This is a genomic window from Yersinia sp. 2466 StPb PI (genome assembly GCF_041538325.1).
Taxonomy (GTDB): Bacteria; Pseudomonadota; Gammaproteobacteria; order Enterobacterales; family Enterobacteriaceae; genus Yersinia; species Yersinia enterocolitica_E.
Map to the genome: position 1 here is coordinate 4,060,195 of NZ_JAULSL010000001.1, position 12,183 is coordinate 4,072,377.

A 12,183-nucleotide genomic window follows, 5' to 3' on the forward strand; every position below is an offset into this window, starting at 1 on the left:
GATAATGATAAATATTATTGATATAAGAATGATTCTCAATTGAATCAAGAGTGGCATGGAATAATGACTATCCAGTTAGAAACCGCGACAACCGATGTGGCTGCGCAATGTTTCCTCAACGCATTGATGCGTGAAACCCGGGACTGGCAAATCCTTCCGACAGCAAACAATCAACCCTATCCACAGCTCCATATCCCTCTTTCATCGTCACAAGCTATTCGTATTGCTTTACGCCATATATCCCCAACACAACATCATCACTATCTGTTCCCAGCCTATCTATATCAGCAGGACGATGGTGCGGGAACGGCACTTGGCATGGAACAGTTGGTGACCTTGTTGTTGGATAAACCCGCAGTAAAAGGTGACCTGTCAGATGAGGTGGTTACACGTTTCCGCCAGCGGGTTCTGGAAAGTCATGACAACACCCAACAGGCTATCAATATTCGTCTGGATTGGCCGTCACTGCGTGATAAGCCACTCAATTTTGCTCAGGCTGAGCAAGGCTTATTGGTCGGTCATGCCTTCCATCCAGCGCCAAAATCCCATGAACCCTTCAATGAAAAAGAGGCCCATCGCTATCTGCCAGACTTTGCCGCTCGTTTTCCACTACGCTGGTTTGCCGTGGATAAACGCTTTTTGTGCGGTGAGAGTCTCACCCTGACACTGCAACAACGTCTGCAACGTTTTGCCAGCGAGAGTGCACCACAGCTACTGGCACACTTTACCGATGATATTTGGCTGCTGCCGATGCACCCCTGGCAGGCTGATCACCTGTTGTCCCAGGAGTGGTGTCAGCAGTTGGTACAACTGAAAGCACTGCAAGACTTGGGTGAAGCAGGTGAACGCTGGCTGCCGACCAGTTCCTCGCGTTCGCTGTATAGCCCATCAAATCGCGACATGATCAAGTTTTCCCTCAGTGTCCGCCTGACCAACTCGGTACGTACGCTATCGGTAAAAGAAGTTAAACGTGGAATTCGCTTGGCCCGCTTGGCTCAAACCCCGCGCTGGCAAGCACTACAAACGCGCTATCCAACCTTCAGGGTCATGCAGGAGGACGGTTGGGCCGGTTTATGTTCCGCTGATGGCACGGTGCAAGAGGAGAGTCTGATGGTGCTACGCGACAACCTGTTGTTCAGCCAGCCAGATGCTCAAACCAATGTGCTGGTCACCTTAACTCAGGCCGCGCCAGATGGAGGCGACAGTTTGCTGGTTGCCGCAGTGCGCCGTTTGGCGGCGCGTCTAAATCTTCCGTTACGCCAGGCCACCCACTGCTGGCTGGATGCCTATTGCCAACAGGTCTTATTACCACTGTTCAGCACCGAAGCTGATTACGGTTTGGTGCTATTAGCCCATCAGCAAAACATTCTGGTAGAAATGCAACAAGACTTGCCGATCGGTATGTTGTATCGCGACTGTCAGGGCAGCGGCTTTACCCAAGATGCCACACCGTGGCTGGAAGAAATTGGCGAAGCCGGAGCGGAAAACCGCTTCACTGAACAACAACTACTGCGCTATTTCCCCTATTACTTGCTAGTCAACTCCAGTCTGGCAGTAACCGCCGCATTAGCGGCTGCCGGTTTCGACAGCGAAGAGAATCTGATGATGCGGGTGCGCGACGCACTCCATAACCTGCGGGCTACGGCTAAAAATACCCTTTGTTTAGATTACGTACTCGATAGCACGCATTGGAACTGCAAGGGTAATTTCTTCTGTTATCTGCATGACCACAATGAAAATACCATCGTTGATCCGGCAGTTATCTACTTTGATTTCGCAAACCCATTTCGTTTCCCTCACCAAGAGCGCCTGGGAGTTGCCCAATGATGCCACAAGCTAAGTTGATGCACTCCGCAGGCAGTTTTCGCTGTGAACAGTTGGAAAAAAATCTGACCCTCAGCTTAGGGTTGGACGGCAGCGCGGTATTGCACTCACCCGGACCATTGCCACCAGGCTGGCTGGTACCGGCATTGGATCAGTTGTTCGTTGCTGCACCGCAATTAACCGGTATTGCGTTGCCCTATGCAGAGTGGCGGGAAGAGCCGCAAGCACAGGCCGTGTTTGCCTTGAGCTATGGCGACTATCTGGCACGGGATCTATTTTATCAACTACCACTGTGGCTGGGAGCGGAACGCCATCGGGCGACTGATCAGATGCAGTATGACGCCGAGCGAGATATCTGGTTCCCACAACGTGCTGCGCGCCCTAACGGCGAAGTTTATCGCCGTTTCGATCCGCACATTAAACATACCCTGAGCTTCCGCTTACCGGAAATTGATCGCGACACAGAGCAGTTTACCCGCTGGATGAACTTGCCGCGCGTAGATGCTTTTTGGGAAATGAGTGGCCCGCTTGAGGTTCAGGCAGCGTATCTGCAACGTCAGTTGGATTCGCATTATTGCTATCCGCTCTTGGGTTGCTTTGACGATCAACCTTTTGGTTATTTCGAAGTTTATTGGGCAGCAGAAGACCGGATTGGTCGCCATTACCGTTGGCAGCCTTTTGATCGTGGACTACACATGCTGGTAGGTGAAGAGCGCTGGCGAGGAGCGCAATACATCCGCAGTTGGTTACGTGGCCTGACACACTATCTGTATCTGGATGAACCACGCACAACCCGGGTAGTAGCTGAGCCACGCGCCGATAACCAGCGCCTGTTCCGCCACCTGCCTGCCGCGGGCTACCACACCTTGAAAGAGTTTGATTTCCCGCATAAACGCTCGCGGCTGATAGTGAATCAGCGCGCAGATTTCTTCCAAGAGGGTACGGTATGACCACTGACAATTACGCCAACTGGCAGCGCGTTAACCGTCAGATGATCGCCAAGATCCTGGCTGAACTGGAATATGAACGCACCCTGTGTGCCGCGCCAGCAGGCCAGGCATGGATCATCACCTTACCGGGCGCGGTTTATCGCTTTAGTGCCGAACGGGGTATCTGGGGCTGGTTGCATATTGACCCCGCCTCATTGCACTGCGAAGGAGTGCCGCTGACCGCTGACCATATGCTACGCCAACTGGCGCAAGTGTTGCAGATGGACGATGCACAGGTTGCTGAACACCTGGAAGACCTCTATGCCACGCTGCGCGCAGACATGCAGTTACTCTCTGCCCGTCAGGGCATGAGTGCCGAAGATCTGATTGCCCTTGATGCTGATGCACTACAATGTCTGCTGGCTGGCCACCCAAAATTTATCTTCAACAAAGGCCGCCGTGGCTGGGGTCTAACCGCCCTGCATCACTACGCGCCAGAATATCAAGGGCAGTTCCGCCTGCATTGGATCGCCGCCAAACGTGGCAGTTTTGTCTGGTGCGCGGATGCACAATTCCCGTTGGACAGGCTGCTCGACAGTGCGATGGATAGCTCGGAACGCCAGCGATTTGAGCGCCACTGGCAGCAGCTCGCGTTGAATGACGACTGGGTACCGGTGCCCTTACACCCATGGCAGTGGCAGCAAAAAATCGCCCTGCACTTCCTGCCACAATTAGCCGAAGGTGAATTGATCGAACTGGGTGAGTTTGGTGACCACTATCTGGCGCAACAATCATTACGTACCTTAACGAATGTCAGTCGCCGCGTACCATTTGATATCAAATTGCCACTGACCATCTACAACACCTCTTGTTATCGCGGCATCCCCGGTAAATATATCAGCGCAGGTCCTGCGGCTTCGCATTGGTTACAGCAAGTCTTTGCACAAGACCCTACGCTACGAGCAAGCGGTGCTGAGATCCTCGGAGAACCCGCTGCCGGTTATATGATGCACCAGACCTATGCCACCTTGAGTAAAGCGCCCTATCGCTATCAGGAAATGCTTGGCGTGATTTGGCGAGAAAATCCGTCCTGCTATTTACAACCGGGCGAACAGGCAATTTTGATGGCCACACTGATGGAAACCGATAATCAGGGGCATCCGTTGATTGCCGCCTATATTGCACGTTCGGGGCTGAGTGCCGAAGCCTGGTTAGCACAGATGTTTCGGGTGGTCGTGGTGCCAATGTACCACCTGATGTGTTGTTACGGTGTGGCACTGATCGCCCACGGCCAAAACATCACTTTGGTGATGAAAGACCACATTCCACAACGTGTGCTATTGAAAGACTTCCAGGGCGATATGCGCCTGGTTGATAAAGAGTTCCCGCAAGCGGCCTCACTGCCCAGTGTCGTGAAAGCCGTCACCGCACGCTTATCTGCCGACTACCTGATACATGACCTACAGACCGGGCATTTCGTCACCGTGCTGAGATTTATCTCACCACTGATGCATGTGTGTGGCATCAATGAACACCAATTCTATCAACTGCTGGCACAGGTACTGCAGCGCTACATGGCACAGCATCCAGACATGGCAGAGCGTTTCTCCCTATTTGATTTGTTTAAACCACAAATTATTCGTGTAGTCCTCAACCCGGTGAAACTCACCTATTCAGAGCAGGATGGTGGCAGTCGAATGTTGCCAAATTACTTGCAGGATCTGGATAACCCTCTTTATTTGGTCACCAAGGAGCTAGCCCAATGAATCAAACTTTAGATTTCATCGGCATTGGCATAGGCCCATTTAACCTCAGTATTGCCGCCCTCGGCAGCGAAGTTTCCGGCTTTAACAGCAAATTCTTTGAGCGTAAATCGCACTTTACCTGGCATCCCGGCATGATGGTGCCTGATTGCCACATGCAGACCAGCTTTTTGAAAGATTTGGTCAGTGCGGTGTCGCCAACCAATCCCTATAGCTTCCTTAACTACTTAGTCCAAAGGAAGAAATTCTACCGATTCCTGACGACTGAACACCGAACGGTTTCACGGGAAGAGTTTGCAGACTACCTCAGTTGGGCTGCCCATGGGTTGAGTTCGCTAGAGTTCAGCCAGGATATTCAGAGTGTGGATTTTGACGACCAGCAGCGCCATTTTGTCGTGACCACAACACGCAATGTCTACCATGCACGCCATGTTTGTCTGGGGATCGGCAAACGTATCAAGTTGCCGGAATGTGTCGGCGAGCAAAACGATCGCTGTTTCCATGCCAGTGAAATGGCACTGCGCAATCCCGATCTGGCTGGTAAACGTGTCACCATCGTCGGTGGTGGTCAGAGTGGAGCTGACCTGTTCCTCAACATCTTCCGCGCAGAGTGGGGCCAACCGAAACAGTTAGATTGGATTTCACGCCGGAATAATTACAACGCACTGGATGAAGCCGCTTTTGCCAATGAGTACTTCACCCCGGAATACGTTGACGGTTTCTATACTCTGAACGACAACGCCAAGCAACATATGCTGGCTGAACAGAAGATGACGTCTGACGGCATTACCAGTGAGTCGCTACTGGCTATTTACCGTGCTATGTACCATCAGTTTGAGGTGTTACGTGAAAAGCCTTGGGCGCGCCTGCTCCCTAGCCGCTCACTGACAGCGATGCATCCGCAAGGTAACGGTTACCAATTAGTCACCCATCACCATCTCGATCAGGGCAAAGAAACCTTTGACAGCGACGTGACTATCTTCGCGACCGGTTATCAACAGGAACGTCCGGCATTCCTTAAACCACTGGCCAGCCGCCTGATGACCACTGCCGATTATCAATACCGCGTGGCTCCCGACTTCACCCTCGATTGGCGCGGCCCACACGATAACTGCTTATTTGCAGTCAACGCCGGTATGCATAGCCACGGCATTGCAGAACCGCAGCTCAGCCTGATGGCTTGGCGATCGGCGCGTATTCTCAACCGGGTTTTAGGTCGTGAACAGTTCGATTTAACATCCACCCCAGCGGTGATCCAATGGCGCAGCCAGCCGCCGGCCGTTATTCCCCGCACAGATCCCCTCGTCCTTGAAACCGCAGGGGGGTTAGCTGCACGTGCGCGCGCAAATCACTTACTTGAGTAAGCTCATCGGGATGTGTTTGCAGGCTGCCTACCTGCAACTCCAATGAGTTTGGGTTTAAAACAATCGTTAAACCAACTTTAATTTTTAACATAACCTCCAATATGGGAAAAAGAGAATAACAATGAAACGCAGACACCTCTGGGTATTAAATCCGTGCCTGTTAGCTATGCTCGCGCCCGCAGCATGGGCAGAAGATCAAATGGTGGTTTCTGCCAGCCGCTCACACCGCAGCGTGGCCGAAATGGCACAAACCACCTGGGTGATTGAAGGTCAGGAACTCGAACAACAAGTTCAAGCTGGCAAGGAAATCAAAGATATTTTGGCGCAATTGATTCCTGGCATGGATGTTAGCAGTCAGGGCCGGACCAACTACGGCATGAATATGCGTGGCCGCTCAATGATGGTGATGATCGATGGCGTGCGCCTGAACTCTTCACGCAGCGACAGCCGTCAGCTTGACTCCATAGATCCGTTTAATATTGGGCATATAGAAGTTATCTCCGGTGCCACTTCGCTTTACGGTGGGGGTAGCACTGGCGGCTTGATCAATATTGTGACCAAAAAAGGTCAGGCAGAAAAACAGGTCGAACTACAAGTTGGCGGCAAAACCGGTTTTAACAGCCATAACGATCACGATGAGAATATCGGGGCTGCGGTGAGCGGCGGGAATGAGCAAGCATTCGGTCGTTTTTCTGTTTCCTATCAACGTTATGGCGGCTTGTATGACGGTAAAGGCGATGAGGTGTTGATCGATAATACCCAGACCGGCCTGCAATATTCCGGTCGCCTTGATGTGATGGGCACAGGTACCTTCAACATTGATGACCATCAGCAATTGCAGTTAACCACCCAGTATTTCAACAGCGAATCCGATGGCAAACACGGATTATATCTGGGGGAAAACTTCTCGGCAGTGACGGGTACCGGCCAGGCATCTAACAGCGGCAATCTGAACTCAGATCGTATTCCGGGCACTGAGCGCCATCTCATCAACCTGCAATACTCCAATACCGACTTCTGGGGTCAGGATTTGGTGGCACAGGTGTTTTACCGTGATGAATCATTGACCTTTTATCCGTTCCCAACCCTGAACAAAGCAGGTACTGCGGTAACCAGTATTGGTGCATCACAGCAGAAAACCGACTTTTACGGCGGTAAACTGACGCTAAACAGTAAACCCATCGACAGCCTCACGCTGACTTATGGTGTCGACGCGGAGCATGAAAGCTTCAACGCCAACCAGCAGTTCTTCAATCTGGCACTGGCACAGCAGTCTGGCGGGATGACCTTACAAAATGCCTACAATGTTGGCCGTTACCCAAGTTACACCACCACCAATCTCGCGCCGTTCCTGCAAACCAGCTATGACATCAACCCCATCTTTACCCTGAGTGGTGGCGTGCGTTATCAATACACCGAGAACAAGGTCGATGATTTCGTCGGCTATGCGCAACAACAAGCTATTGCTAACGGCAGCGCGACCTCCGCAGATGCAGTGCCAGGCGGGAAAACGGATTACAACAACGTCCTGTTCAATGCCGGTTTGCTGGCGCATCTGGCACAAAACCAGCAGACGTGGTTCAACTTCTCTCAAGGGTTTGAGATCCCCGATCTGGCGAAATATTACGGCTCCGGGACCTATCAGTTGGTCAACGGCCACTACCAACTGCAAAAAAGCGTCAACGTAAATGACTCCAAGCTGGAGGGTATTAAGGTTAATGCTTATGAATTGGGCTGGCGCTATACGGGTGATAACCTGCGCACTCAAATCGCCGGTTACTACTCACTGTCTGACCAAACTATTGCCATCAACAAAACAGACATGACCATCAGTGTGTTGCCGGACAAACGCCGGATCTACGGGGTTGAAGGCGCAGCGGATTATTTCTTCGAAGACAGCGAATGGAGTACCGGAGCAACATTTAACCTGATTAAATCTGAGACCAAAACTGACGGCAAGTGGCAGAAACTCACTGTTGATACCGCCAGTCCGTCAAAAGCCACCGCTTATGTTGGTTGGGCTCCGGGTGATTGGAACCTGCGGGTACAATCCCAGCAGACCTTCGATGTGTCAGACAGTAAAGGCCGTAAACTTGATGGTTATAACACGATTGATTTCCTGAGCAGCTACACCTTGCCAGTGGGTAAAATCAGCTTCAGCATCGAAAACCTGCTGGATAAAGAGTACACCACCGTTTGGGGCCAGCGCGCACCAATTCTGTATAGCCCCACCTACGGAGCACCTGATCTCTATACCTATAAAGGACGTGGCCGTACCTTTGGTGTGAACTACTCTGTGTTGTTCTAATCACGGGATAAAAACGGGCGTAAATATATAGTTACGCCCGTTTTTCACCTTAACGATAATAGACCGCGATATGCTGATCTTGTACTTTTTCGATACGGATTTTTATATCGAAAATCTCTTCAAGAATATCGGGCTGCATAATCTCTGCGGGTGCCCCTCGATAAATAACCTCACCATTCTTCATCGCAATAATGTGGTCAGAATACGCAGAAGCAAAATTGATATCGTGGATAACGAGAATAATGGTTTTGTGCAATTCATCTGCGGCACGCCGCAATTGTTTCATCATCGCAACGCAATGTTTCATATCTAAATTATTTAATGGCTCATCCAGCAGGATATATTTTGTATCCTGACAAAGCACCATTGCTACATAGGCGCGTTGCCGTTGCCCCCCCGAAAGCTCATCAAGATAGCGATCCTTCAGCGGCACCAGATTAAGAAACTCCATCGCAGCATCAATATACTGACGGTCATTTTCGTTGAGCCGCCCTTTTGAATAGGGATAGCGCCCGAAGCCAACCAAATCTGCTACAGTCAGGCGGCTGGTGAAGTGATTTTCCTGACGTAAGACTGACAAAATAGTCGCCAGTTTATCGCCAGAGGTTTTCGCCACATCCAAACCATTAAACAGCACACTACCAATATCAGGCGCCAGCAATCGGCTCATAATCGACAATAACGTAGATTTGCCAGCACCGTTTGGTCCAATGATTGAAGTAACACCACCAGAAGGAATGCTCTCATTTATATTATTGAGAACCGCTGTATCCTGGTATTTTTTATTAATGTCATTAATTTCAATCATACCGGAGCCTTTTTTATTAAAAGATAAATAAACAGCACACCACCGACAAACTCAATAACCACCGATAATGTCCCAGACATATTCAGTAAGCGCTCCAAAATCAATTGCCCACCAACCAATGTAATGGTTCCCAGCAGAAAAACACCGGGTAGCAAATATTGATGGCGGAATGAACCAACAATTGGATAAGCCAAATTAGCGATAAGCAAACCTAAAAATGTCAGCGGCCCCACCAGTGCTGTAGAGATGGCGACCAACAGCGAGACCAGCAGCAAAATAGTGGTTATCTTTTTCTGATAGGCAACGCCGAGATTAATTGCGGTATTTCGACCAAGGGCGATAATATCGAGACAATGGCGCATGCGCCAAACAATAAGGCCCACAATCACAACTATCCCCGTAGAAACGGCAATAATCTCTGCTGGCGCTCGGGTAAAGGTGGCAAACACCCTCCCCTGCAATATGGCAAACTCCCCCGGCGAAAGAAGACGTTGCATCAGGCTCGATAGACTGCGGAACAACGTGCCACAAACCAAGCCAACCAGCAGCACCTTATGCAGATTGATCCCCACACCGGTCAGTAACCAACGGTAAAGAAACACCGAGAACAATAACAGCAGTGCCGACTCACAGAGAAATTTCCCCGTAATACCTAGCACTCTGAAACCATTGGCATCAACAAAAAACACCAACATGGTCTGGATGAGAATAAACAGTGCTTCTAATCCCATCACTGATGGCGTCAAAATACGGTTATTGGTTACTGTTTGGAATAAGACAGTAGCAACTCCCGCAGCAAAGGCCACCAACAGCATGGTGGCTAGAATAAGACCGCGATGCACCAGAATATACTGGATGTTGCTTCCCAGATTAATTGTCATGAAGATGACAATCGCAGCGACTGCAATAATGCTCAACAGTAACAACCGCTTTGCCGGTATGCTTAATGCCCGATTTGCGCCCTGAAGCCAATTCCCTTTTGATGAATACTCATTAACCTGCATGGCGTTTTGTCCTAACAATTAATAATAGGAAAACCAGTGCACCAATCGCGCCCAGAATAACGCTGGCAGGGATTTCAAATGGATAGCTAATTAATCGACCAATAATATCGCATAACACGACCAGACCACCGCCACAAAGACTCACCCAAGGTATGGTTCGGCGCAGGTTATCTCCCATCGCCATACTGACAATATTGGGTACAATCAAACCGAGAAAAGGAAGCACGCCAATCACGACCACAACCACGCCGCTGATGATGGCTATAATAGACATTCCCGTCAGCATAACGCGTTGATAATTTAGCCCAACATTGACCGAGAAATCCCGCCCCATGCCTGCCACGGTAAAACGATCAGCGATTAGGCAGGCAATCAGCGTTAAGGCTCCCACTATCCACAACAACTCATAGCGACCCTGCAAGACACCCGAGAAATCACCAGACTCCCAACTGCCCAACGATTGCAGGAGATCAAACTCCATCGCCACAAAGGTTGTTACTGCACTAAATACCGCCCCCAGCATAATGCCGGTCAGCGGCACCATCAGCGCTGATTTCATCCGCATTCGCGCCAACAACATCATAAAAAGTGCCGTCCCCCCCATCGCGAATACCGTAGCCACCAACATTTTCACCATCACCGGAGCTGATGGACTGAAAACCATGACCAACAATAAACCAAGGCTGGCGGACTGGGTCGTACCCGCAATAGAAGGTTCGACAAAACGGTTCTGCGTCAGCATCTGCATGATGAGGCCAGCAACACTCATGGCGCTGCCAGCAAGGACTAATGCCAACGTTCGTGGCACCCGGCTAAGTATAAAGATGTCGCGCATATCGGGATCCGACCAGACATCGGCAAAAGTGACATGGCCGGCACCGATAAACAGGCTACAGATCATCAGGCCCAGTAAAATAACCAGGCCAACTAGAAAGCTAAGATTCTTCATCAGTGAGAATTACTGCGCTGGCGCTGATTTATCCAACACAGCACTGACCTTATCCATCAGTTTTGTATAACTCTGTACGCCACCGGCAATATAGAGCGAGGAAGAGTCGAGATAGATAACCTGATCATTCTGCCATGCTTTGGTTTTATGGATCAGTGGGTTATCAAGAATCTGTTGTGCCGATTGGCCTTCAGTACGCCCAATGGCATTGTCTCTATCCAGTACAAACAACCACTCAGGATTAGCATTGAGAATAAATTCAGAGGTCACTACATTCCCATGACTACCCGTTTGTTCGAAAGTGGCCGCAGGGGTGAAACCTAACTCATCAAACACAAAACCGAAACGGGAACCCGGCGTGTAGGCCGACATTTTCCCGCCGCTGACCATCACTACCATGGCTGATCCGGCATTAGCTGATTTTTGCTTTATCTCGTTTATCTGAGATGAGAATTTGCCCAGCAGTGCCTTCGCTTCTTCTTCTTTACCAAAGATAGAGGCCAGTTGCTCAGTACGCTGAGTCAGACTCTGGGTAAAGTGCTTGGTATCGACATCAAGTGCGATAGTCGGTGCGATAGCGCTAAGTTTGTCATAAGCATCATGAGCACGGCCACCGGCAATGATCAGGTCAGGTTTAGCCTGACTTAACGCCTCGTAATCGGGTTCGAATAATGTGCCAGCATTCAGGTATTCAGTGCCGCTGTATTTGGATAAAAATGCGGGTAGATGAGTACTGGTTTGCGGGACACCTGCCACCTTAATGTTCAGGGCATCGGCAGTATCGAGCACGGATGGGTTCAGTATGATGACTTTTTGCGGGTTTAGTGGAACCTGAGTGGTTCCTTGCGCATGCTCAATACTGATTTTGGCTGATTCTTCTGGCGCGGCAGATGAATCATCACACCCTGTCATCGCAACAGTTGCGGCCAGTAATGACGAAAATAAAGCTAGACGTAATTGCATTTTCTCTCCTGAAAAGTGGGGATGTAAATATCCTTGAGTGCTAACGCTAATGATTTGCATTACTAATGTCGGAATGATACCCATCTATGCATACGATGAACAGGTTCCGTCATCAAGCTTCTGATAAATTGACAGGATTAATAGATCGCTTAGATACATTTGGCAGGATTAATACACAGAAGAAAAAATCGTAAGATATTGTATTTACTTAATATAGTTACCAAATTAAATATGTTTATCATGACCTGATTATATTATGGAGAAATTATGA

9 protein-coding genes are annotated in these 12,183 nt (G+C 49.8%); 5 read left to right on the top strand and 4 right to left on the bottom strand.

The features are described from left to right. Positions 1-63 precede the first annotated feature (63 nt). The 5 genes from Q2T72_RS18455 to Q2T72_RS18475 all read left to right on the top strand — a co-directional run bounded on the left by Q2T72_RS18455 (position 64) and on the right by Q2T72_RS18475 (position 8,188). Positions 64-1,827 (top strand): IucA/IucC family siderophore biosynthesis protein, encoded by a 1,764-nt coding sequence (locus Q2T72_RS18455; protein WP_372569630.1) that lies wholly within the window; start codon positions 64-66, stop codon positions 1,825-1,827. Beyond that, positions 1,824-2,774 carry a GNAT family N-acetyltransferase gene (locus tag Q2T72_RS18460; protein ID WP_372569631.1) on the top strand — a complete coding sequence of 317 codons (951 nt, stop codon included), beginning with the start codon at positions 1,824-1,826 and terminating at the stop codon, positions 2,772-2,774. Before Q2T72_RS18455 ends, Q2T72_RS18460 begins: the two co-directional genes overlap by 4 nt. Beyond that, entirely contained in the window at positions 2,771-4,519 is a 1,749-nt protein-coding gene (gene iucC / locus Q2T72_RS18465) for an aerobactin synthase IucC (RefSeq protein ID WP_372569632.1), read from the top strand. The genes Q2T72_RS18460 and iucC overlap by 4 nt, the downstream gene beginning before the upstream one ends. Then, positions 4,516-5,880: a lysine N(6)-hydroxylase/L-ornithine N(5)-oxygenase family protein gene (locus Q2T72_RS18470; RefSeq protein WP_083162531.1), complete on the top strand. Its 1,365-nt coding sequence runs from the start codon at positions 4,516-4,518 to the stop codon at positions 5,878-5,880. The genes iucC and Q2T72_RS18470 overlap by 4 nt, the downstream gene beginning before the upstream one ends. A 121-nt stretch (positions 5,881-6,001) precedes the next feature. Further along, positions 6,002-8,188 carry a TonB-dependent siderophore receptor gene (locus tag Q2T72_RS18475; RefSeq protein WP_372569633.1) on the top strand — a complete coding sequence of 729 codons (2,187 nt, stop codon included), beginning with the start codon at positions 6,002-6,004 and terminating at the stop codon, positions 8,186-8,188. Between the two features lie 49 nt (positions 8,189-8,237). Here Q2T72_RS18475 and Q2T72_RS18480 read toward each other — a convergent pair whose 3' ends face one another. The 4 genes from Q2T72_RS18480 to Q2T72_RS18495 are packed head-to-tail and all read right to left on the bottom strand — an operon-like array spanning position 8,238 to position 11,912. Then, positions 8,238-8,996, bottom strand: a complete 759-nt coding sequence (locus tag Q2T72_RS18480) for an ABC transporter ATP-binding protein (RefSeq protein ID WP_083162527.1) — start codon at positions 8,994-8,996, stop codon at positions 8,238-8,240. Further along, a complete protein-coding gene (locus tag Q2T72_RS18485; RefSeq protein WP_372569634.1) occupies positions 8,993-10,000 on the bottom strand; it encodes an iron chelate uptake ABC transporter family permease subunit in 1,008 nt (335 codons plus the stop codon). Before Q2T72_RS18485 ends, Q2T72_RS18480 begins: the two co-directional genes overlap by 4 nt. Beyond that, entirely contained in the window at positions 9,990-10,949 is a 960-nt protein-coding gene (locus Q2T72_RS18490; RefSeq protein WP_083162523.1) for an ABC transporter permease, read from the bottom strand. Before Q2T72_RS18490 ends, Q2T72_RS18485 begins: the two co-directional genes overlap by 11 nt. 9 nt (positions 10,950-10,958) lie before the next feature. Then, positions 10,959-11,912 (bottom strand): siderophore ABC transporter substrate-binding protein, encoded by a 954-nt coding sequence (locus Q2T72_RS18495; RefSeq protein WP_083162521.1) that lies wholly within the window; start codon positions 11,910-11,912, stop codon positions 10,959-10,961. Positions 11,913-12,183: the final 271 nt, after the last annotated feature.